The organism is Nitrosovibrio tenuis (genome assembly GCF_900109785.1).
GTDB lineage: Bacteria > Pseudomonadota > Gammaproteobacteria > Burkholderiales > Nitrosomonadaceae > Nitrosospira > Nitrosospira tenuis_A.
In genome coordinates this window covers 24260-48350 of the sequence record NZ_FOBH01000006.1, presented here as the reverse complement: position 1 = coordinate 48350, position 24091 = coordinate 24260, and the positions used below count along the sequence as shown (strand labels likewise).

The following is a 24091-nucleotide window of genomic DNA, read 5'->3' as shown; positions in this document are numbered from 1 at the left end:
GACCGCGTTCGTGGGGGCCCACATCCCGCTGAGGGGGCCTTCCCGAAGCATCGGGCGAGGGTTCCCGCAAAGGGGGATTGCACAGCGAGGAGGATGCCCCGAACATGTTCACTGAACTTCATCAATTTCGGAAGCGCTCACTTCCCGGTCGCACCTTCCTGCGGAAGGCACTGCTCCACCCTGCGCGGCCGCATCCGGTCTCAGAGGTTTGCGGGCTATTTGATCCATTCCCGCACGGCATCCATCTGCCCATACCGGGTCAGGTCGATTTGCAACGGTGTTATAGACACACGGTTGCGCTTGATTGCAAAAAAATCCGTACCCTCGCCCGCATCTTGGGCGGGTCCGGCTGCGCCCACCCAATAAACCGTTTCGCCCCGCGGACTTTTCGATCTGACTACCGGCTCCGCTTTGTGCCGCCGGCCGAGGCGTGTAACTTCCATGCCTTGCAGTTCGGAATAAGCGATATCGGGAACATTGATGTTCAGCAATACCGCCCCATGCAGCTTGTCATTTTCCAAACGTTGCACGATTTCTGTCGCGACGCGCGCTGCGGTAACAAAATTTCCCGCGGAAAAACTTGCAAGAGAGATGGCAAGAGAAGGTATGCCCAGCAAAAAACCTTCAGTGGCAGCAGCTACAGTGCCGGAATAAATTGTATCGTCGCCCATGTTGGCACCGTAATTGATGCCGGAAACCACCATATCGGGCAATGTGTCCAGCATTCCGGTTACCGCCAGATGCACACAGTCCGTGGGAGTCCCGTTGACATAATAAAAACCGTTGTGCGATTTATGTAAATTCAGAGGCCGGTCGAGCGTCAGCGAATTGCTCGCGCCGCTTCGGTCGCGCTCGGGCGCGACCACGATGATGTCCGCGATAGCGGAAAGCGCTTCCGCAAGACAGGCTAGGCCAGGCGCAAAATACCCGTCATCGTTGCTGAGCAATATGCGCATTCGAACAGTACCCTAGCCCGGATATTTCACCAGACCGGCCGGAAAATTGTCGCAAGCAGCGTGAATAACGCCATTGGTTAACAGAGCTGAAATTCAATTTGTACCGCTAGCCCTCACAGGCTGACGGGCGTTTGCGGCATCTTTGCCCCGCTTCCGGCGAATAGACTCGACTATTAGCTTGACTTGGGATGCGAAAAATTCTGGTCGCACATCACCTTGCCACCATCCCACGATCCCGAGATGTATCCGGGCTGGATGTTTTTAGCTTATCGGGAAGGACAGCTCATTACGCTAGCCCTCGATATGCAGAGGAATCGATCAGATTGTGGCTTGGCTGGTCGGGGCGAGAGGATTTGAACCTCCGACCACTTGCACCCCATGCAAGTACGCTACCAGGCTGCGCTACGCCCCGAAGGTTGAAATTATAGCAAAAGCAGGAAGGTTAGGCGTCGCTGAATATATTTCTTGTGGATCAATCAGGTTATCCGTACCATGAGGCGGGTGAATTCATGGCGTGCGGGCGCGGGAGACACGCGCTAAACCAAGTTAAGACCGAAGCAAAGAAACAACACTTTCAATCTCGCTCCGTAATAGCGCCAGATCAATTGGCGAAGACAATGGTGGAGTTGCTGAGGCAGTGGCATACGGCATCGCCTCGATCATCCCCTGACCCAGGCGGCTGCGCGCGCCATGAATGGTAAAACCCTCTTCATAGAGCAATTCGCGGATACGACGGACAAGCAGTACCTCATGGTGCTGATAGTAGCGACGATTGCCGCGGCGCTTTATGGGCTTCAATTGCGTAAATTCCTGCTCCCAATAGCGTAACACATGGGGTTTGACCCCGCACAGCTCGCTCACCTCGCCAATCGTAAAATAACGTTTTGCAGGAATGGGAGGCAGGGCACTACTGGCTATTATGTTTTCCATGCTGATTTTTCTCTACCATGGCTTTCAATTTCTGGCTGGCGTGAAAAGTCACCACCCGTCGGGCGGTAATCGGAATTTCTTCCCCGGTCTTGGGGTTACGGCCGGGGCGTTGGGGCTTATCCCGCAGCTGGAAATTGCCAAAGCCGGAAAGTTTTACGCCATCACCATTTTGCAGGGCGACGCGAACCTCCTCATAGAAGGATTCCACCATGTCTTTGGCTTCGCGCTTGTTAAAGCCGACCCTTTCGAATAGCAAATCCGCCAGTTCGGCCTTTGTTAAGGTCATAGTCTCTTTCACCCGTTTTCCTTAGTTACGCAACGTTGCATCGAACCGTTTTTCCAGAATGTTCAGCAACCTTGCAACCTCCCGATCCGCTTCCGCATCGGTGAGCGTTTTTTGAGTATCTTGCAATAAGATACGGAATGCAAGACTTTTTTTGCTGTGCTCGACTCCCTTGCCGCGATACACATCGAATAAGGAAATTTCCGAAACGATGGACGATTTCTCAGCTTGCATGCAGTCCAGCATCATCTGAACCTCGATGTTCTCAGCCACTACCACGGCGATATCACGCCGTATCGGTGGGTATTTGGAAATCTCTGCGGCTCTCGGCAGTGTTCGCGCCATCAAAATGCCAAGATCCAGTTCAAACAACACTACGGATTTAGGCAGATCGAAATTTTTCTGCCAGCGCGGATGCAGTTCTCCCATATGGCCGGCAACCTTTTCCCCCAAGCGTATTCTCGCCGATTTGCCGGGATGCAACGCCGGATGGGGTGCCGGTTCGGCGCGTATCGAGGCCGGCCAGAACAGCGCCTCGATATCAGCTTTCACATCGTAAAAATCCACCTCGCGGGCAGGGGCATCCCACTGTTCTGCCACGATATCGCCGTAACAGAGTCCAGCCAGTTTTTCCTCCTGCAAGTAGACATCTCTGTCTTTTTCTCTTGCTTTTGTAAAGCAATAGCCTATCTCAAACAGGCGCACCCTGGGCTGCTTATGGTTGAGATTAAACCGGAGGTTTGATATCAGGCCGCCGAGCAAGCTGCTGCGCATCGCGCTCATCTGGCTGGACAGCGGATTCTTCAACATTACCGGTGTCCTGTTGCCCGCCAGCTCCGATTCCCACGAGACATCCACGAAACCATAATTGATTACTTCCTGGTAGTCGCGCCCCGCCAGGATTTGCCGCAACTGCGACGGCGCGCGAGCGGTTTCCGGATCCGGCAGCATACCCAACCCGGCGGCGGGTAAATTGGCTGGAATGCGATTGTAACCATGTACCCGCGCCAATTCCTCAATTAAATCTTCTTCTATGGCAAGATCGAAGCGATAGGTCGGAGGCGTCACATGAAACACACCATCAGCGGATCGAAAGTTGAACTGCAAGCGCTGCAATATTTCCGCGATCCCGGTTTCACCGAGATCAATGCCGAGGATTCGCCGCGTCCTTTCCAAACGCAAACATATGGGATCGCGCCGTGGCAACTCGCCTCTGATTTCAGAAACCGGTCCCGCCCGGCCGCCGCAAATATCGAGTATGAGGCGGCTCGCGCGCTCCATCGCATCGCGCGTGGCAGCAAAATCGACGCCGCGTTCGAAGCGATGAGCCGAATCCGAGCTGAAACCCAGGGTAAACGATTTCCCGGCAATTACCGTGGGACTAAAAAAAGCGCTTTCCAGAAACACATCCTTAGTGTGCGGTTCCACCCCGCTTTCAATACCACCCATGATGCCCGCCAATGCCAGCGGCTGCACCTCATCCGTAATGACCAGCATATCGGGCTGCAACACGAGATCTTCACCATTCAGCAACTGTATTTGCTCGCCGTGCTTCGCATAGCGCACGTGAATCGAACCCTTACCCCCGAGCCCGTCCGAAATTTTGGCGAGATCGAAAGCGTGAAGCGGCTGCCCGGTCTCCAGCATTACGTAATTGGTCACATCCACCACCACATTGATGGCACGGATGCCGCTGCGTTCCAGGCGTCGAACCATCCATGGTGGCGTGGGCACGTCCAGTGTCACATTTCGTATGACTCTACCGCAATACAGCGGGCAGGCATCCGGCGCCTCCACGCTAATGGGCAGAGCATCGCCGATCTGGCTGGCGACCGGTTCAATCGCCAAAGGGTAGAGGTTTTCGCCAGTAATAGCGGCCACCTCCCGCGCCACGCCCGTCAACCCAAGGCAGTCGCCGCGATTTGGCGTTAATTTGAGGGTAAAAAGCTTGTCATCCAACTCATAATAATCGCGAAAATCCACGCCTGCCGGAGCGTCGGGGGGAAGCAACAATAAACCCTGCGAGTCTCCCTGCAGACCCAGTTCCTGGGCTGAACATAACATTCCCGCGGATTCGACGCCACGTATTGTTGTCTGCCTGATGGTAATACCCGGAAGTTGAGCGCCCGGTAGAGCGCACGGCACTTTTATTCCCGCCCGGGTATCAGGTGCTCCGCACACAATTTGCAGTGGCTCCGCATTCGTGGCTAAACCAGTGTTTACCCGGCATACGCTAAGATGATCCGCGTCGGGATGCTTCTGAGCAGACAGCACTTCACCTACCACTACCTTGTCAAAGGCTGGGGCAACCGCTTCAATAGCTTCCACTTCGAGCCCCGCCATGGTCAAGGCGTTAGCCAGTTCGGTAGCTGACAGAGGCGGGTCAACGAAAGTGCGGAGCCATTTTTCCGAAAATTTCATGAGAATATATTGTTCTTTTTGGACAAGGCACAATGCGCCTGATGCGCTTCAGATATCTTCCCCGCTCCTTTCGCTGAGAGCTGGGAAAGCTTATCTGGATGCACGGAAACGTTGAGGGAATGCTTTGAGGGGAACTCTTTAAGGAAAACTTTTAATTGAATTGTCTCAGGAACCGGAGATCATTCTCGAAAAATAATCGCAAATCATTTACGCCGTATCTCAGCATGGCCAGCCGCTCCACACCCATGCCAAAAGCAAAACCAATATACTTTTCGCTGTCTATACCGACATGTTTGAAAACGTTAGGATGGACCATGCCGCAACCCAGCACTTCGAGCCAGCCGGTATAACTGCACACGCGGCAGCCATCCCGGCACATCACACAACCAATATCCATTTCAGCCGAGGGCTCGGTGAAAGGAAAGAATGAAGCACGGAAGCGTACCGGCAAATTGTCGCGCTCGAAAAACTGTTGCACGAAGTCTGCCAGCACTCCCTTTAACGCTGAAAAATTTGCATTTTCCGCAATCCATAACCCTTCAACCTGATGAAACATCGGCGTATGGGTTAAATCGGAGTCGCGGCGATAAACGCGCCCTGGGGCAATCACTTTTAAAGGTGGCTGCGTTTTCTGCATATAATGAATCTGCACCGGCGAGGTGTGCGTACGCAGCAAATGCGTATTGGCCCCGTTATCTATATAGAACGTGTCGTGCATCGCACGCGCCGGATGATTTTCGGGAATGTTAAGCGCCGTAAAATTGTAGAAATCGGTTTCGATTTCCGGACCCGATGCTACAGCAAATCCGATTGAGTGAAACAGTGCCTGAATTCGCTCCAGTGTGCGGGTTACCGGATGAAGTCCGCCCATTCCCATACCCCGCCCGGGTAGCGTGACATCCAGTGTCTCTTCCGCCAACTGCGCTTCGAGCTCCTTTTGCTGTATTGCATCGCGGCGTGAGTTGAGCGCTTCCTCCAATGTTTCCTTTGCACGGTTGATGCGCACGCCCATTGCAGGACGATCTTGGGGCGGCAGCTTGCCTAACCCCTTCAGTAACTCGGTCAGCCTGCCATGCCGGCCCAGGTAACGCCCTTTTGCCTGCTCGAGCTCGGCAGTGTCACTGATCCCGTTGAACAGATCGATGGCTTCGCTAAGGAGGTGATCCAGATTATTCATGAAATATACTAGGGATGGGCCGCCGGCCTTCTGCAAGAAAAAAGGAGGCAAGGCGCCTCTGCCTTTAGCCTCCTCCAGTTTTCGTCAATTCTTTTACTTTTATACAGCCAGACTGGCTTTGGCCTGTTCCGCTATCTTCGCAAAAGTCGCCTTGTCGAATATGGCCAGATCGGCCAGTACCTTGCGGTCCACCTCAATCGCAGCTTTCTTCAGGCCATTCATGAATACGCTGTAGGACAGACCGCATTCACGCGCTGCGGCATTGATACGAGCGATCCACAAGGCCCGAAACTGGCGTTTCTTCTGACGGCGATCACGGTAAGCATATTGCCCCGCTTTCATTACTGCTTCCTTGGCGACACGATAGACGTTCTTCCGACGCCCGCGGTAGCCTTTTGCCAGATCCAGAACTTTCTTATGGCGGGCGTGAGCCGTTACACCACGTTTTACTCTTGGCATGTCATTCTCTCCTATGCGTAGGGCAGCATAGCGCGCACGGATGCCACATCACTGCAATGCACGCCGACGGTTCCACGCAATTGCCGCTTACTTTTCGTGGTTTTCTTGGTAAGAATATGACGCTTGAACGCCTGTGAACGCTTGACACTTCCGCCAGCGCGCACCACAAATCGCTTGGCTGCGCCGCTCTTTGTTTTCATCTTGGGCATGACACTACTCCTGCTTTAATATGACAGCGGGTGTTTCCGTCCGGAACACTTTGAGACCCGAAAATCACTTGGTTTTTAAAAAATGAACAACACTTGCGGGAAAAAAGCAATTGCCCTGCACCTGCTTTCAATTGCGTTATAAACGAAAGCATTACAACGGAAATCCGGTTTTCAGCTACGGATATCTACGGTTGTACCGGACCAGGATTCTGCGCCACAACCCCGTTTTCTCCGTTCTCCCCAACCATTTTTGGCTTGGATTCCTTAGGCTTGACTATCTTTACCTCTTTCTTCTTCGGGGATAGCACCATTACCATCTGCCTGCCTTCCATCCGCGGAAATTGCTCAACCACCGCATAGGGTTCCAAATCCGTCCTTACGCGCTCCAGCAGGCGTATACCGAATTCCTGATGCGCCATTTCACGACCGCGGAAACGTAACGTGATTTTGGCTTTATCTCCCTCTTCCAGAAAACTGATCAGGTTGCGCAGCTTGATGGCATAATCGCCGTCATCCGTGTTGGGCCGGAACTTGACTTCCTTGATCTGGATCTGTTTTTGTTTAAGCTTGGCCTCGTGCTTTTTCTTGCTTTCCTGATAGCGGAATTTGCCGTAGTCCATCAAACGGCACACAGGGGGCCGAGCGGTAGGCGCAATTTCCACCAGATCCACTTCGGCTTCTTCCGCCAAACGATTGGCAGCCGCCAGGGTGACTACGCCTATCTGCTCTCCATCTGCACCAATCAAACGCACTTCCGGCGCATTAATCTCTTGATTGATACGTGCTGCTTTTTCTTGAACTATAGTAATTCCCCAAATCTGATTGATAAATTAAACCGCACCAGCTTTCGCGGATATCTCTGCCTTGAGCCGTTCAATCAGGCCGTTTAAGGACATCTGGCCAAGATTGGCGCCTGCCCGGTTCCGCACCGAAATCATTTGTGCGGCCACCTCCTTGTCACCCACGATGATCTGGTAGGGCAGTTTTTGCAAACTGTGTTCTCTGATTTTATAGGTTATTTTCTCATTTCTCAAGTCTGCGTACGCGCGAATGCCGCCGCGCTTGAGCTCCTCGGTTATCCTTTGTGCGTAGTCCGCTTGTCCTTCAGATATATTCAACACCACTGCCTGATCGGGTGACAACCACAAGGGAAGAGCCCCTGCATAATTTTCGATGATAATGCCGATAAAGCGTTCCAACGATCCGAGGATGGCACGGTGCAGCATTACCGGCACCTGGCGGGAATTATCTTCTGCCACGAATTCGGCCTCCAACCTCCCCGGCATGGAGAAATCGAGCTGCAGGGTGCCGCACTGCCATACACGGCCGATGCTGTCCTTGAGCGAAAACTCGATTTTGGGGCCATAAAACGCGCCTTCGCCGGGTTGGAGTTCCCAACCGAGCTTCTTGTGATCCAATGCCGATTTTAGTGCGGCTTCCGCCTTGTCCCACTGCTCTTCAGAGCCCACGCGCTTCTTCGGGCGGGTGGAAAGTTTTACCAGAATCTCGTTAAATCCGAAATCTGCATAAACCTTTTGCAACAGGTCGATAAATTGCACAGCCTCATTCTGCACCTGGGATTCGGCGCAGAAAATATGAGCATCGTCCTGGGTGAACGCTCGCACGCGCATGATACCATGCAGAGCCCCGGAGGGTTCGTTTCGATGACATGAACCAAATTCTGCCAGCCGCAAGGGCAGGTCACGGTAACTTTTTAGTCCCTGCCTGAATACCTGGACGTGACCGGGACAGTTCATCGGCTTGACTGCAAAGTCGCGCTCCTCCGCCCGGGTGATGAACATGTTCTCGCGAAAGTTTTCCCAGTGCCCGGAGCGTTCCCACAAACCTTTGTCCAGAACGGACGGTGTGCGGATTTCCATGTAACCGTTATTACGGAATATGTCCCGCATATACTGTTCCACCTGTTGCCAGATAACCCAGCCTTTGGGATGCCAAAACACCATGCCCGGCGCTTCTTCCTGAATGTGAAACAAGGACAATTGCCTGCCGAGCTTGCGATGGTCCCGCTTTTCCGCTTCTTCCAGACGATGCAGATAGGCGTCCTGGTCTTCCTTTTTGACCCAGGCAGTGCCATAAACCCGCTGTAGCATTTCGTTGTGGGAATCCCCGCGCCAGTATGCGCCGGCCAGCTTCATCAATTTGAATACTTTGAGCCTGGAAGTGGTCGGTACGTGCGGACCGCGGCACAAGTCGGTGAAATTGCCCTGGGAATAGAGCGAAACATCCTCGTCTCCAGGGATGGACTCGATAATCTGCGCCTTATAATGTTCGCCCTGGTTCTTGAAGAAATTGATAGCGTCCGAGCGATCCCACACCTGGCGTTCCACTTTCAGATCACGCGTACTGATTTCCGCCATGCGTTTTTCTATCGCAGCCAGGTCTTCCGGTGTAAAAGGTCGCTTATAAGAAAAATCATAGTAAAAGCCGTCTTCGATTACCGGACCAATGGTAACCTGTGCATCGGGAAACAGCTCTTTCACCGCATGCGCCAGCAAATGCGCGGTAGAGTGACGAATGATTTCCAATCCCTCCGCATCCTTTTCGGTAACAATTTTCAGCTCGCTATCCGCTTCGATGCGGCTGGACATATCCACCAGTTTGCCGTTCACTTTGCCCGCCAGGGCGGCACGAGCCAGTCCTGCGCCAATCGACGCTGCAACTTCTCCTACCGTCACTGGCTGTTCATACCTGCGCTCCGACCCGTCCGGTAACCGAATGACCGCCACAGCTCTTCCTTTCAAAAATAGTGTTATTAAAAGTTGCGTGACCTTGATAAAGCCGGTTTTCTCCCGAACCCGGACAGCACAAGACGGGATTCTCCCACAGATTCCCTACATGGACCAAAGCCTGCCAAATTCTGCTTTGCCCTGCTTTCCGCGGCAAGCGCAGATAACAGCCCTGTGGATGATGCGCTCATGGCATTCGTGTATCGCATCACCACCTCAACCGGAGGTAGCCTTCCGTTTCAGTGAGTTTGAAGCGCACCAGATTGGCGCCACGGCGTAGGGAAATTTGCCGGGGAAGCGGCCTGAAAGGTCCGGCAGCCGAAAGGGACCGTTCCACTCCGAGCCGCCTTTCGCGCGGCGAAAAAATTTGCAGCTCGAACTGCCCTGGTCGAAGTTCCCGCAACTTGGGCGCAAAGGGTTGCGCCAGCGGTTCACCTATGAAAACGCCTTCTCCTGGCCAGGCTACGCTTTTCCAATAAGCTTCAATGGCGCTTGCGCCAAGCGCGTAGTGAAACATCGCAATACCCGGGAAAGGGAACTTCTGCATATGGTTGCATGGTTCCACCACGGTTCCGTAACTTGCGGTGGCGCCTGCTTCCAGCCACCTCAAGCTGCTCATTTGATTCGAACCGGTAAGCTGGCCGCCCGATGAGGTCAAATGATCAGCCAGCGCGCCGGGCAGAAATTCCAGCGTGTGAAGGTCGGGTACCTGCGCAAGCCCGGTGAAATAAAAGAGGACGTCGTGTCGGTCCGTTATTGCCTCGGCTTCAACAATTTCGATTGGAAAAACACCGGCCAGTTCTTTTGTAGTCCGCTCGAAATAGCTTGCCCGCACGCTGCGTGCTTTATCCGGGGTTATGACCAAGTATGCGTGCCCCTTGGGGAAACTCTGGTCGGCGGCAACACCGCGATCGATTAGCGCCTTGACCTGGTCGAAGTTTATGCCAGCGAGCATCATGGCAGGTCTTAGCTGGTAGTCGCGCGCCGGACTGAGGCTGGAAGAGTTGAAATAAGGGCTGGGTTTAGTCGGACCACATTCCGATGAGCAATAACTCTCATCGAAGCCAAGAGCCAATGCAGAGGTAAGCGACATGCAATTTACTCTATAAGGAACAGTCCAAGCCACAGCATAAGCTTGAACATGAGGAGGTGTCGCCCGATCGACCTCGGCCTTCAGTTGCTGAAATTCATCCTTTGAGAGCATATCCCGCCCGGATGGAAAATCCACATGGATCACGTTGGCTGCCGGGATATGACGGACCTTTTGATAATAATCACCGATTTGCCTGGATAGCGGATCCGCATCATTAATAATGACGGCCAAGTCACCAGGCGCCAGCCCCGTACGCGGTAACTGAATCCGCGGTTGAGCGTCGGCGAACGAGGGGCGGGCCGGCAGAGAGATCAGTAGATAAAGGAATAGCTGTGTTAAAACCTTCAAGCTTGCGGACAAGAATGGCTATCGAGCGATGCATAATAATGGGTCACCGGAAATGAGTCCACCGTTCATGCTTTCCCTCCATGATCTGCTTTATCAACGAGCGCCACGTGTACCCGTGACTCTGCTGCTTGTAACAGCCAATTTGCTGATCTTTCTCGCCATGCTTGCCAGCGGCGCGGGATTGTGGCACTCGGCCAACAGTATACAACTGGCTTGGGGCGCGAACTTTGGCCCGGCTACTCAGGATGGCGAGTGGTGGCGTCTGGGCACCGCCATGTTCCTTCATTTCGGCGCTATTCACTTGACATTGAATATGTGGGCACTCTGGGATGGGGGTCAGTTGGTGGAACGCATGTATGGGCACGCCCGCTTTGCCGGCATTTATTTCTCCAGCGGCCTGACCGGCAACCTGTTGTCCCTCGTCGCACATAAGGGAGCGGCTATTTCCGGCGGTGCTTCAGGTGCTATTTTCGGGATGTATGGCGCGCTGATGGTATTTCTCTGGCGTGAGCGCCGCAATCTTCATCCGCGAGATTTCCGCTGGTTTTTCTGGGGAGCGGCCGGATTTGCCTCTGCCAGTCTTGCGCTTGGCCTTTTGATTACCGGAATCGACAACGCTGCACATATCGGCGGTTTCCTGGCCGGGATACTTGGCGGAGTAATATTAGCGCGACCCATCAATAAAGCCAAACCTGACCCCCATCGCCCCCGGGTCCTGGCGGGAGCCGCGTTTGCTTTGTCCATTGTCATCCTTATCGGCGGAATCCCCGCGCCTGCTTATCTATGGAGCCAGGAATTGCTGGCGCGCAAGGAAATTGGACAATTTCTGCGTGACGATGCTGCAATCAGCCAGGCTTGGCAGAAAATACTGGATGAGGGCAAACGGGGTAATATCTCTTTTGAAGAGCTGGCGGGCCGCATCGATACCGTAGTGAGCGACCGTTATGAAGAGAGCTTTGAGCAACTTTCCCATATTCCACCCAACCCTGCCATGCCTTCCGCCGCCACATTGGAGACGCTGCGCCATTATGCGGAGCGCCGCCGGGATGCCTCGCGCGCTCTGGCGGAAGGGCTGCGCGCCCATGAACCGGAACAGATCCGTCACGCTTTGGAAATGGCAAAACAATCGCAACAACCGGCTCAGCCCGAGAGGGAAGACGTCAACAAGTCGATAAATAACAAGGCTGACCGGGGTTCAGTAAAAACGGAGGATGAGCGATAGCGGAAAGCATTTCGCACTGCCGCCTTTATTCTCGGCCAAAGCCTGAATTTTCGCTGCGTGCCTTGTCCATTCTTTCAATATCATTTCTGCGGCGCATAACCTTTCAATTGCTTACCTGTAATTTAGAAAAACCCTGCAAAAAATTTTTGACATGCACGAATTGACATACGCGAAGAAATATTGCACCATTGGCTGAACGCACTAACTGTAGTAAAATACGTTCAACAGTAATACTAGATATAGTGGTTTAGGAGTTTTAAAAATTTCGGCTCCGGCCATCGGAAAGGAGCAGTTTCCGATATAGATGAGGAGGAATCCGACATGCAGCTTGCAACAGACCCTATGAATCGCCCGGCAGTATCAGGATATGATTCTTCTACAGCCCCCGCCAGTCAGGATGCGAGATATTCCCAGTACAAAATCATTCGCCGCAATGGTTCGGTGGCCGCGTTCGAGCCGGGCAAGATATCCATTGCGATGACGAAAGCATTCATCGCCGTTAATGGCGGACAGGGTGCGGCCTCCGCCAGAGTGCGTGAAGTCGTGGCGCAGCTGACTGATGAAGTAGTGAAAGCGTTGATTCGCCGCCAACCGGCGGGAGGAACTTTTCATATTGAGGATATTCAAGACCAGGTAGAACTGGCCTTGATGCGCTCCGGCGAACATGACGTGGCACGCGCCTACGTGCTCTACCGCGAGGATCGCGCCCGCAAGCGGGCGCAACAGAAAGAAATGGCCCTGGTGGAAGCGCCAGCCAGCATTCTGAATGTGCTGGAGAATGGCCACAGAACACCCCTCGATACGGCCGAATTACTGAAGCTGATCGAGTCCTGCTGCACCGGATTGGGTGAAGCGGTGAATGCCACCCTTATACTCAAGTCTACGTTGAAAGACCTGTATGACGGCGTGCCGATGGAAGAAGTGAGAAAATCGGCCATTCTCTCGGCGCGAGCATTAATCGAAAAAGAGCCCGGCTACAGCTATGTGACTGCGCGACTGCTGCTGCACACCCTTCGTTTAGAGGTGCTGGGTGAAGAAGTCGTACATCAGGAAATGGTAGATCGCTATACAGAGTATTTCCCCGGCTTCATCAAATACGGAATTGATGCCGAGTTGCTGGATGAGCGTCTGGCACAATTTGATCTGCCGTGCTTGGCCAAGGCACTGGATGCCAGCCGTGATCTCAAGTTTGGCTATCTTGGTTTACAAACTTTGTATGACCGTTATTTCCTGCACGTACGGGACCGCCGTATTGAGTTGCCTCAGGCATTCTTCATGCGCGTGGCCATGGGACTTGCGTTGAATGAAATCGACCGCGAAGCGCGCGCTATAGAGTTCTATCACGTGCTGTCGAATTTTGATTTCATGAGCTCCACCCCAACACTGTTCAATTCAGGCAGCCGCCGTTCACAGTTGTCTTCGTGTTATCTGACCACAGTGTCGGATAACCTCGATGGTATTTACGAAGCGATCAAGGAAAACGCCTTGCTCGCCAAGTATGCCGGCGGACTCGGCAATGACTGGACACCGGTGCGTGCAATGGGATCACGCATCAAAGGCACGAATGGCAAATCGCAAGGCGTGGTACCGTTCCTCAAGGTGGTATCCGACACTGCGGTAGCGGTCAATCAAGGGGGTAAGCGCAAAGGCGCAGTTTGCGCTTATCTGGAATCATGGCATCTGGATATCGAGGAATTTCTGGAGCTGCGCAAGAATACCGGCGATGACCGCCGCCGTACTCATGATATGAATACTGCCACCTGGGTTCCCGACCTTTTTATGAAACGGGTAATGGAGGGGGGCGAATGGACGCTTTTTTCCCCTTCTGACGTGCCTGATCTGCATGAAAAGTTCGGTAAACAGTTTGAGCAGACGTATCTTGGCTACGAGGAAAAAGCCGCTCGCGGCGAGCTCAGCCTGCACAAGAAAATTCCAGCGCTACGGTTATGGCGCAAAATGCTCAGTATGCTGTTTGAAACCGGCCACCCATGGATTACTTTCAAGGATCCATGCAATATCCGTTCGCCGCAAAACCATGTGGGCGTGGTGCACAGCTCCAATCTCTGCACCGAGATAACTTTGAATACCAACGAGCATGAAATTGCCGTGTGCAACCTGGGTTCGGTCAACCTGGCGGCACACGTCCATGACGGCGAACTTGACACCGCCAAGCTCAAGCGGACCGTGGGCACCGCTATGCGCATGCTGGATAATGTCATTGATATCAATTTCTACGCTGTCGCCAAAGCGCGCAATTCCAACCTGAAGCATCGTCCGGTAGGGCTGGGCATCATGGGCTTTCAGGACTGCCTGCATAAGCTGCGCATTCCCTATGCCTCAAAAGAGGCGGTGGAGTTTGCCGATCACGCAATGGAAGCGGTTGCTTATCACGCCTTTTGGGCTTCCACTGAACTGGCCGAGGAGCGCGGCCGTTATGCTTCGTATCGCGGCAGCCTGTGGGATCGCGGCATTCTGCCCCAGGACACGCTCGATCTGTTGCGCGAAGAGCGCGGAGGATTTGTCGATGTGGATATGTCGTCCACGCTGGATTGGAATCCATTGCGCGAACGTATCAAGAAATATGGCATGCGTAACTCCAATTGTCTTGCAATTGCGCCAACCGCAACCATTTCCAACATCATCGGCGTATCCGCCAGCATCGAGCCGACCTATCAGAATCTTTATGTCAAATCCAATTTATCGGGAGATTTCACCCTGGTTAACGAGTACCTGGTAAACGACCTGAAAAAATTGGGACTCTGGGACGAAGTCATGATTTCCGATCTCAAATATTTCGATGGTGTCTTAAGCAAGATAGACCGGGTGCCGGCCGATGTTCGCGAACTTTACGCCACGGCTTTCGAAGTGCAACCCCAGTGGTTGATCGAAGCCGCGGCACGGCGTCAAAAATGGGTCGATCAGGCGCAATCGCTGAACATCTACATGGCGGGTGTTTCCGGGAAAAAAATGGATGAGGCCTACAAGCTGGCTTGGCAGCGCGGTCTGAAAACTACTTATTATCTGCGCTCGCTGGGGGCAACTTCAGCGGAAAAATCCACAGTGGAAGCAGGCTCTTTGAACGCAGTCCCCGCAGAGCGAAACATGGCCGCCATGAGTGCGGCCACGCCCGCAACCGACGTGAAATATTGTGCCATTGATAACCCCGAGTGTGAGTCTTGCCAATAATGCAGGAGATTCGGAGTAAAAGGAGAAGGTATGTTGATATTTGAGGACGAAACAGTGCAATCAGGGATGGCACGGCTAAACGGGACATTGAGTGATGCGATGCTGACCGCATCCAGTCCAGGTCCGCAAACAACCGGCCGCGTGACGGATTTCAAGAATATCGAAGCAGTCCATAGCGGAAACGATGAGCATTTTGCTGGCAGTGACGCCACGCGTCGCGTGTCGGTTGAAGATAAGCGTATTATCAATTGCAAGGCGGATGTCAACCAGCTCGTGCCATTCAAATACAAATGGGCATGGGAGAAATATCTTTCCGCCTGCGCTAACCACTGGATGCCCCAGGAAATCAATATGAGCCGCGACATCGCCCTCTGGAAAGATCCCGATGGGCTGACCGAAGATGAGCGCCGCGTCGTTAAGCGTAACCTGGGCTTCTTTGTTACGGCTGATTCGCTGGCCGCGAACAATATCGTGCTCGGAACCTACCGCCACATCACCAACCCCGAATGCCGCCAATATCTGTTGCGCCAGGCATTCGAAGAAGCAATTCATACGCATGCCTATCAGTACATCGTCGAGTCGCTCGGGCTGGATGAGGGAGAAATTTTCAACGCCTATCATGAAGTGACGTCCATTCGTGAAAAGGACGAGTTTCTGATTCCGTTCATCGATATACTCACCGATCCGCAATTCAAGACTGGCACGCCTGAAACGGATCAGAAGCTGCTGAGAAGCCTCATCGTATTCGCCTGCATCATGGAAGGACTGTTCTTTTATGTCGGTTTTATACAAATCCTGGCGCTCGGAAGGCAGAACAAGATGACGGGTGCGGCGGAACAATATCAATACATCCTGCGGGATGAATCCATGCACTGTAATTTCGGCATAGATGTCGTGAATCAGATTAAGATGGAAAATCCACACTTGTGGACCAAGGCGTTCCGTGACGAAATCAGCGCACTCATGCGAAAAGCGGTGGAATTGGAATATCGCTATGCCGAGGACACGATGCCGCGCGGTGTGTTGGGACTGAACGCGCCGATGTTCAAGGAATACTTGCGCTATATCGCCAACCGCCGCTGTCAGCAGATTGGCCTGGAGGCGCTCTATCCCGGGGCCAGCAATCCCTTTCCATGGATGTCCGAAATGATTGATCTCAAAAAAGAGAAAAACTTTTTTGAAACCCGCGTTACCGAGTATCAGACCGGGGGGGCTTTAAACTGGGACTAAAGCATAAAAATGGCAAGGAATGTAAGGATGCTGGGCAGATCGATAGGCGCAATAATAATTAATGAGCTGTAATTCCATAACTTTAATCTGGAGGTTGAAATGGCAACGACTAAGAAATCCGCAGCAAAGAAACCTGCCGTCGAGAAGTCCGTGGCTGTGAAAAAGCCGGCAACCAAGAAAGAAGTTTCAGCTAAAAAAACGACCAAGGAGTCCGCCGAAAAAAAAGTGGAGAAAAAGGACGAGAAAAAAAACGCGGCAGCAACTAAAAAGTCTGCTGTAAAGAAAAAGACTTCAGCAACAACTTCTGAAAAAACTCCTGCCAAGAAAGAGGTAACCGGTAAGAAGACGGCGGGCAAGGAACCAGTCGAAAAAAAGCCTGAGAAAAAGGCGGAGAAAAAGGCGGAGGGGAAAACAGGGAAAAAGGCTGAAAAGGGGGCTGGAAAGAAAACCGCCACATCAACCAAAGGAACAGCAGTCAAGAAAGAAGTTTCGGACAAGAAACCCGCTTCAACCAAGAAAACAAGCCCTTCCAAGGGGTCTGCGGGGGAAAAATCGCCGCCTGAAAAACCTGCGACAGAGAAAAAAGCTTTGACCAAAAAACCTGCAACCGGAAAAAAAACATCTGGAAAAAAAACATCGGAAAAAGCAGCTGATACCTCCGCCGCAACCAGCACCCCAACTTCCAGTTGGCCGTTTCCGCTTTCAGGGTCGCGCTCTTGATTGATGGTTGACTCTGCGGATCAGCGCCTGTTACCTTGTCAGTAGCGCCTGGCTTCTGGGTAACAGGCTGATCCGGGGATTTGCGAGCACGATGGTGCAAGCCCATCTTCACCGCGGGCATTCCCTTTCCTGCCCCATGGGTTTGCCGAATTGCTCACATTTACTTCACTTTTCGGTAACACCTGCTATGCTAGATTTGAACCTGAATCCGGCAGTTGGATGGGATGTGCGATTTTTTAGGGATGCAGAGCAAGGTCGCAACGATGCGGAATGGTTGCGACCCCACAGCGACATGCAGGCGCCCCGACGAACCATCAATGCGCCTGTTGCTTCCGCTGCGCTGCCCGCTCGCTTCGCACGGACCCGGGTGTGGCGCTTTGCGGCGTCCCCATTCCAAGGCGTTGCGACACCGCCACCTGCCGCAAGAAACGCGTGTAATCCAAAATAGGAATCCTACGGGTAGCGAACTCGCCATGAAGGTGAAGTTCAGGTATCGCGAAAGGGCTCTGTGAATCATAGCGATAAACTGGAAAATGAGTGGCCAACCATGAATTCAGGTTTAACCAAGATGAAGCCAGGCTCCTCAAGTCATGCTTCGATTTGATTCACTAGACTCCCAAGGCCAGCTAGACACGGGCGATCAGCCGGCAGGAATGGCACCCCCGCGAACGCAATCCCTGGTAGAGCGCCCCGCATGGAAGGCGCTCGAACAACATTATCGGGAAATCCAGCCGTTGCATCTGCGTCAGCTTTTCGCTGATGATCCCAAACGGGGTGAACGCTTCACGGCTGAAGCCGCCGGCATTTACCTCGATTATTCAAAAAACCGAGTCACCCGCGAAACGCTTGAATTGCTTGTGCGGCTTGCTGAAGAGTGTGGTTTGTGCGGACGCATCGATGCAATGTTCAGAGGTGAACAGATCAATTTCACTGAGAAGCGGCCCGCGTTGCACATTGCCTTGCGCGCGCCCAAGGGTGAACGGATCGTTGTCGAAGGTATCGACGTCGTGCCCCAGGTGCACGCGGTACTCGATCACATGGCTGCTTTCGCGGATCAGATACGCAGCGGCGTCTGGCGGGGTCATACCGGCAAACGGATTCGCGTTATCATCAATATCGGCATTGGCGGCTCCGATCTAGGTCCGGTAATGGCTTTCGAAGCCTTGCGCGCTTACAGCTTGCGCAGTATGGACTTTCGTTTCGTATCCAATGTGGACGGCACCGATTTCAACGAAGCAACCAGAGATGTCGACCCGGAAGAAACGTTGTTCATTATCTGTTCCAAGACGTTCACCACGACTGAAACGCTAGCCAACGCCTGCGCGGCCCGTGAATGGATGCTACGCAAGCTCGATGACACGAAAGCGGTGCGCAAACACTTCGTTGCTGTTTCGACCAATGCGGAGGAAGTGTCGAATTTCGGGATCGATACCGCCAATATGTTTGAATTCTGGGACTGGGTGGGCGGACGGTATTCGATGGACTCAGCGGTGGGCCTCTCAACCATGATCGCCATCGGACCCGAGAATTTTCAAAGCATGCTGGCGGGCTTTTATGAGATGGACCAGCACTTCCGCACGGCTCCTTTCCAGGAAAATGTGCCCGTTATCATGGCACTGCTCGCGATCTGGTACAACAATTTCTTCAATGCGCACACAATTGCCGTGCTGCCCTATGAGCAATATCTCAAGCGCTTCCCGGCTTATTTGCAGCAATTGACCATGGAGAGCAATGGCAAGCATGTCACTATGGATGGTATTCCTGTAGATTATCAAACCTCTCCCATTGTGTGGGGAGAACCCGGGACGAACGGTCAACACTCTTTCTATCAACTCATACATCAGGGGACCCGGCTGATCCCGTGCGATTTCATCGGCTTCTGCCAGACGTCCCAACCGCTGGGTAACCATCACGATCTGCTCATGGCGAATCTCTTCGCTCAGACCGAGGCCCTGGCGTTCGGAAAGACCGAGGAGGAAGTGAGAAGCGAGGGAGTGCCGGACTGGCTCTGCCCGCACCGGGCTTTCGAAGGCAATCGCCCAACCAATACCCTACTCGCGGAGCGCCTGACGCCCTATACGCTCGGAGCTTTAGTCGCTCTCTATGAGCACAGCGTTTTCACGCAGGGGACGATCTGGAACATTGATTCTTTCGATCAGTGGGGCGTCGAACTGGGCAAGGCGCTGTCCAGGCAAATTATTGCGGAGCTGGAAAATACCGACGGCCAACTGAATCATGACAGCTCGACCAATGCGCTGATACGGCGATACCGTGGTTGCAGGCTTTAATAATCATGAGCAAGGGCCTCGTTTACATAGTGGATGATTTTGCCGGCTTGTCGGCTGGTTGAAGCTTCAAATTGGGATAGGGACGACCTTCAGGCGCAAGTGTGCTTCAAAATTCTGGTTAGGCTCCAGACGTTTGCTTAAGAGGGATGTAAGCGAAGGGTTGTTAGGTTGTAGGCGTTGTAGAAGAGAGTGTTTTTGAGGCATTTTTTACCAAGCACAGCCGAGCCGCTTGCTCTACCGGACCAATGCCATGCCCGAACAAATGACACTCGACCAGTTATGTATCAATACCCTCCGCAGTCTGTCCATCGATGCCGTGGAAAATGCGCATTCCGGCCATCCCGGCACCCCGATGGGTGCCGCTCCGACGGCATATTGCCTGTGGCAGCGCTTCCTCCGCTATGATCCGGATGATCCGGAATGGCCCAATCGCGACCGTTTTATCCTTTCAGCCGGCCACGCCTCGGCATTGCTTTATAGCCTCCTTTATCTCACTGAAGTAAAAGCGGCGAGCCCGCGCTATGACACGACAGACCGATTGGCTGTAACGCTCGATGACCTCAAGAATTTTCGGCAGGCCGGCAGCCGCTGCACGGGACATCCGGAATATGGCTGGACCTCGGGTGTGGAAACCACCACCGGCCCCCTCGGCCAGGGTGCCGCCGTCAGCGTTGGGATGGCTATGGCCGAGCGCTGGCTGGGCGCCACGTATAACCGACCGGATTTCAAACTGTTCGATTATAACGTCTACGCGCTCTGTAGCGACGGCGACATAATGGAGGGAATCAGCAGTGAGGCTGCGTCTTTGGCCGGGCATCTCAAACTGGCCAATCTGTGCTGGATTTATGATGACAATCACATCACCATCGAGGGATCAACCGATCTCACCTTTACTGAAGACACGGCCGGGCGATTCCTGAGCTATGGATGGAATGTCACGCGAGTTGGTGATGCAAATGACCTGAATCTTTTGACGCAGGCTTATGAAGCATTCCTCAATACGCATGACCGTCCGACACTGATTATCGTGCGCAGCCATATCGGTTACGGCGCACCGCATAAACAGGATACGCGAGAAGCCCACGGCGAACCGCTTGGCGCCGAAGAAGCGCGGCTGGCGAAAGAATTCTATGGCTGCGATCCCGATAAGCAGTTTTATGTGCCGGATGGCATCCGGGAGCACTTTAAAGCGCAGCTCGGGCAGCGCGGTGCAGCCACGCATGAGGCCTGGAAAAAATCGTTTGCGAGCTATCATACGCGGTATCCCGATCTGGCTGAACAAATCGACTGTATGCAACAGCGTGGTTTGCCGGCAGGCTGGGACAGCGCGTTACCGGCCTTTCCCGCAGATGCCAAGGGGATCGCGACGCGCGAGTCATCGGGCAAGGTTTTGAACGCGATTGCAGGGAAAATACCGTGGCTGCTCGGGGGTGCGGCAGACCTTGCGCCTTCGACAAAAACAGAATTGAAGGGTGAGGAGTATGGCGATTTCCAGGCGCCCGGACAGCGTGGGGATTACCGCGGACGCAATTTCCATTTTGGCTTGCGCGAACACGCGATGTGCGCCATTTCGAATGGAATGAGCTTATCGAAACTGCGCTTCTATGCTGCAAGTTTTCTAATTTTTTCCGACTACTGTCGGGCGGCGATCCGGCTGAGCTCGATGATGGAAATTCCCGTCATTTACATCTGGACCCACGATTCGATCAGTCTGGGTGAGGATGGACCCACGCACCAGCCCATTTCGCATCTTGCTTCCTTGCGCGCAATGGTGGGCATGATCGTGTTACGGCCAGCGGATGCGAATGAAGTCATTGAGGCCTGGCGAGTCATCATGCAACTCAGGGATTGTCCCGCTTGCCTGATACTGACCCGCCAGGCGGTACCTACTTTCGATCGCACTCGGTACGCGCCTGCGAGCGGAGTCTCTCGCGGCGCATACGTCCTCGCTGATGCTGAGGATGGCAAACCCGATGTGCTGCTGCTGGCTACGGGAAGCGAGGTCGCGCTGTGTATTACGGCCTATGAACAGCTCAAGTCCGAGGGAATCAAGGCGCGCGTCATCAGCATGCCCTCCTGGGAATTATTTGATAATCAGAGTCAGGAGTATCGCGACAGCATCCTGCCGCCCCAGATATGGGCACGAGTAGCGGTTGAAGAAGCGTCCACCTTCGGTTGGGAACGCTATACCGGCGTGGCGGGACGCATCCTGGGCATGCGCTGCTTTGGCTTGTCCGCCCCGGCAAAGGTGGTCGCTCAGCACTTCGGATTCGAACCCGGACATGTCGTAGCTGCAGCCAAGGAGCAAATAGCGCGGCATGCTTCACACTCGTCAGGTCAGGCTGGTAGATGAGATCGCGCCTGCGCTCGATGGCTGGCCGGCCGGTCTACCATAATTTCAGAAGATCACTATGAAGATCAGCCCCCTTGCAGGGAAACCTGCCCCGGCGTCCGTGCTGGTGAACGTACCCAGACTTGTTACCGCCTATTATACGGAAATTCCGGATTCGGCAGTGGCAGCACAGCGAGTGGCGTTCGGTACCTCGGGGCATCGCGGCTCGGCACTGGAAACGAGCTTCAACGAGTGGCACGTGCTTGCCATCACGCAGGCTATCTGCAGTTACCGTAAACAGCAGAATATCAATGGGCCACTGTTTTTGGGCATTGATACCCACGCGCTTTCCGAGCCGGCTTTGGCCAGCGCGCTTGAGGTGCTGGCCGCTAATGGGGTCGAAGTCATGCTGGCGAAAAATCGCGCCTACACCCCTACGCCTGCCATATCTCATGCCATACTGACCTATAACCGCGGACGCACCGAAGGTCTTTCTGACGGCATCGTCATTACGCCTTCCCATAATCCTCCCGAGAGTGGCGGCTTTAAATACAATCCACCACATGGCGGTCCGGCCGGCGTTGAAATCACCGCATCCATAGAAACTCTGTCAAATGAATTTCTCGAAAATGGTCTGGCCGGCATAAGAAGGGTACGTTTCGAAAACGCCCTGCGCGCTTCCACCACACATCAGCATGACTTTCTGAATAATTACGTAAACGACCTTGCCGCTGTAGTCGATATGGATGCGATACGTGAAGCCGGTATTCATATCGGGGTGGACCCGCTCGGCGGCGCCGGGGTGGACTATTGGCCAGCAATCGCGGAGCGCTACAAGCTGAACCTCAAAACCGTGCGCGAGGAGGTCGATCCGACATTTCGATTTATGACACTTGATTGGGACGGCAAGATTCGCATGGATCCATCCTCGCCTTACGCCATGCGGGGGTTGATCGGTTTGAAGGATCATTTCGATATTGCCTTTGCCTGCGACACGGACCATGACCGGCACGGGATCGTGACCCGAAGCTCAGGTTTGCTGCTTGCGGATCATTATCTGTCCGTCGCTACCCACTATCTCTTCCAGAACCGCCCGAAATGGACCAGCGAAGTGGCGGTAGGAAAAACAGTGGTAAGCAGCCGGATGATCGATCTTGTAACCGCAAAGCTTGGCCGCCGCCTTTACGAAGTACCGGTAGGTTTCAAATGGTTCGTGGATGGCCTGCATAACGGCTCGCTCGGCTTTTGCGGTGAAGAAAGCGCGGGGGCATCATTCCTGCGCTTCGACGGCTCGGTCTGGACAACGGATAAAGATGCCATCATTCCGGCGCTGTTATCCGCGGAGATTACCGCACGCACCAACCGCGATCCCGGCGAGCTATACAATGAGCTTGGACGCGAGTTTGGCGACCCGGTATTCAAGCGCGTTGACGCGCCCGCCTCTCCGGTGGAAAAACAAATTCTGGCGAAATTGTCGCCCGAGCAAATCGATTGCAGGGATCTGGCCGGGGAAAAAATCCAGACTATTCTCACCCGTGCCCCAGGCAATAATGCCGCCATAGGCGGGATCAAAGTCATTGCTGAACATGGCTGGTTTGCTGCACGCCCGTCCGGCACTGAAGATATCTACAAGATCTATGCCGAGAGTTTCCGTGGAACGGATCACCTGCAGCATATCCTTGAGCAGGCGGAAACAATCGTGGCCGATGCGCTTGCTGCGGCAATGAAGGACAATGCTGAGGGCATGCGATCGGCCGGCTGAAGGTGCTGCCCCAGCCGGGCCACATTACTATCGGAGCCGTCAGCATGACGCCTGGCGGAGCGGATAAACTATCGAATGAATAATGAGTGCGTGCGTCACGAATGCGCCGTTGCGCTTCTCCTGGTCGATGTCATCAATGACCTGGAGTTTGAGGAAGGGGAAGATCTGATGAAGACCGCCCTGCCCGCAGCCCGGAATATTGCACGGCTAAAACGGGAAGCAAAGAAATATGGGGTTCCGTGCTTGTATGTAAATGACAATTTTGGCCAGTGGCAATCCGATTTCAAACACTTGGTGATGCGTTGTGTGACAGATGACGCACGGGGCGCGCCGATAGTCCGGGAACTTGTTCCACAACCCGACGATTACTTCGTTCTCAAGCCCAGGCACTCCGGTTTTTTCCAGACACCGCTGGATCTTTTGCTCCAGCATCTGCACGCGACCCAATTGATCCTTTGCGGATTTACGACGGATTCCTGTGTGCTATTTACGGCTAATGACGCGTATTTGCGTGGTTTTGGGATCCATGTTCCGGAAGATTGCAGCGCCGCGGTGGCCAAAAGCCGGCACGTCAGCGCGCTTGCGCAGATGCGAAAAACAATAAAGGCCGACACCTGGGACTCTGTGCAGCTCGACTTTGAGCAGTTATTGAAAAAGGATTGGAAAAAGAATTAAGTCAGCCTCTGTTCAAGATTTAAATATTATCGCAACTTTTTTTACGGGTGAAC

General features: G+C 53.6%; 19 protein-coding genes and 1 tRNA gene. 9 read left to right on the top strand and 11 right to left on the bottom strand.

The window, feature by feature from the left end; all coding sequences use genetic code 11:
- Positions 1-215 precede the first annotated feature (215 nt).
- The 11 genes from surE to BMX00_RS08985 form a co-directional block, all read right to left on the bottom strand.
- On the bottom strand, positions 216-956 hold the full coding sequence (surE, locus tag BMX00_RS09035) for a 5'/3'-nucleotidase SurE (RefSeq protein ID WP_090828702.1): 741 nt from the start codon (positions 954-956) through the stop codon (positions 216-218).
- 335 nt (positions 957-1291) lie between these two features.
- Positions 1292-1368: transfer RNA gene (locus BMX00_RS09030), tRNA-Pro, on the bottom strand.
- Positions 1369-1502: 134 nt separating this feature from the next.
- On the bottom strand, positions 1503-1886 hold the full coding sequence (locus tag BMX00_RS09025) for a MerR family transcriptional regulator (protein WP_090828701.1): 384 nt from the start codon (positions 1884-1886) through the stop codon (positions 1503-1505).
- Positions 1864-2184 (bottom strand): integration host factor subunit alpha, encoded by a 321-nt coding sequence (locus BMX00_RS09020; protein ID WP_281245903.1) that lies wholly within the window; start codon positions 2182-2184, stop codon positions 1864-1866. The genes BMX00_RS09025 and BMX00_RS09020 overlap by 23 nt, the downstream gene beginning before the upstream one ends.
- A gap of 9 nt (positions 2185-2193) precedes the next feature.
- Complete coding sequence (gene pheT, locus BMX00_RS09015) at positions 2194-4590, bottom strand: phenylalanine--tRNA ligase subunit beta (RefSeq protein ID WP_090828699.1); 2397 nt, start codon at positions 4588-4590, stop codon at positions 2194-2196.
- Positions 4591-4741: 151 nt separating this feature from the next.
- Positions 4742-5767 carry a phenylalanine--tRNA ligase subunit alpha gene (gene pheS / locus BMX00_RS09010; protein ID WP_090828698.1) on the bottom strand — a complete coding sequence of 342 codons (1026 nt, stop codon included), beginning with the start codon at positions 5765-5767 and terminating at the stop codon, positions 4742-4744.
- 99 nt (positions 5768-5866) lie between these two features.
- Complete coding sequence (gene rplT / locus BMX00_RS09005) at positions 5867-6226, bottom strand: 50S ribosomal protein L20 (RefSeq protein ID WP_090828697.1); 360 nt, start codon at positions 6224-6226, stop codon at positions 5867-5869.
- An 11-nt stretch (positions 6227-6237) separates the two neighbouring features.
- Positions 6238-6435, bottom strand: coding sequence for a 50S ribosomal protein L35 (gene rpmI, locus BMX00_RS09000; RefSeq protein WP_090828696.1), 198 nt, complete (start codon positions 6433-6435; stop codon positions 6238-6240).
- 185 nt (positions 6436-6620) lie between these two features.
- Entirely contained in the window at positions 6621-7238 is a 618-nt protein-coding gene (gene infC, locus BMX00_RS08995) for a translation initiation factor IF-3 (protein ID WP_218141528.1), read from the bottom strand.
- 27 nt (positions 7239-7265) lie between these two features.
- A complete protein-coding gene (gene thrS / locus BMX00_RS08990; RefSeq protein WP_090828694.1) occupies positions 7266-9182 on the bottom strand; it encodes a threonine--tRNA ligase in 1917 nt (638 codons plus the stop codon).
- A 208-nt stretch (positions 9183-9390) separates the two neighbouring features.
- Positions 9391-10635, bottom strand: a complete 1245-nt coding sequence (locus tag BMX00_RS08985; protein WP_090828693.1) for a TIGR03790 family protein — start codon at positions 10633-10635, stop codon at positions 9391-9393.
- Positions 10636-10690: 55 nt separating this feature from the next.
- Here BMX00_RS08985 and BMX00_RS08980 point away from each other — a divergent pair, with 55 nt between their 5' ends.
- From BMX00_RS08980 to BMX00_RS08945, 9 genes are all read left to right on the top strand, one after another.
- On the top strand, positions 10691-11845 hold the full coding sequence (locus tag BMX00_RS08980) for a rhomboid family intramembrane serine protease (RefSeq protein WP_090828692.1): 1155 nt from the start codon (positions 10691-10693) through the stop codon (positions 11843-11845).
- Positions 11846-12166: 321 nt separating this feature from the next.
- Positions 12167-15031, top strand: coding sequence for a ribonucleoside-diphosphate reductase subunit alpha (locus BMX00_RS08975; protein ID WP_090828691.1), 2865 nt, complete (start codon positions 12167-12169; stop codon positions 15029-15031).
- 30 nt (positions 15032-15061) lie between these two features.
- The gene (locus BMX00_RS08970; RefSeq protein ID WP_090828690.1) at positions 15062-16261 is read left to right on the top strand and encodes a ribonucleotide-diphosphate reductase subunit beta; all 1200 of its coding nucleotides are present in this window, start codon (positions 15062-15064) and stop codon (positions 16259-16261) included.
- 99 nt (positions 16262-16360) lie between these two features.
- The gene (locus tag BMX00_RS08965) at positions 16361-16981 is read left to right on the top strand and encodes a hypothetical protein (RefSeq protein ID WP_090828689.1); all 621 of its coding nucleotides are present in this window, start codon (positions 16361-16363) and stop codon (positions 16979-16981) included.
- A gap of 187 nt (positions 16982-17168) precedes the next feature.
- The gene (locus tag BMX00_RS14355; RefSeq protein WP_177171820.1) at positions 17169-17429 is read left to right on the top strand and encodes a hypothetical protein; all 261 of its coding nucleotides are present in this window, start codon (positions 17169-17171) and stop codon (positions 17427-17429) included.
- Between the two features lie 205 nt (positions 17430-17634).
- Positions 17635-19269, top strand: coding sequence for a glucose-6-phosphate isomerase (pgi, locus tag BMX00_RS08960; protein ID WP_090828688.1), 1635 nt, complete (start codon positions 17635-17637; stop codon positions 19267-19269).
- 250 nt (positions 19270-19519) lie between these two features.
- Complete coding sequence (tkt, locus tag BMX00_RS08955) at positions 19520-21622, top strand: transketolase (RefSeq protein ID WP_090828781.1); 2103 nt, start codon at positions 19520-19522, stop codon at positions 21620-21622.
- 58 nt (positions 21623-21680) lie between these two features.
- Positions 21681-23363 carry a phosphoglucomutase (alpha-D-glucose-1,6-bisphosphate-dependent) gene (pgm, locus tag BMX00_RS08950; RefSeq protein WP_090828687.1) on the top strand — a complete coding sequence of 561 codons (1683 nt, stop codon included), beginning with the start codon at positions 21681-21683 and terminating at the stop codon, positions 23361-23363.
- A 75-nt stretch (positions 23364-23438) separates the two neighbouring features.
- Complete coding sequence (locus BMX00_RS08945) at positions 23439-24038, top strand: cysteine hydrolase family protein (RefSeq protein WP_090828686.1); 600 nt, start codon at positions 23439-23441, stop codon at positions 24036-24038.
- Positions 24039-24091: the final 53 nt, after the last annotated feature.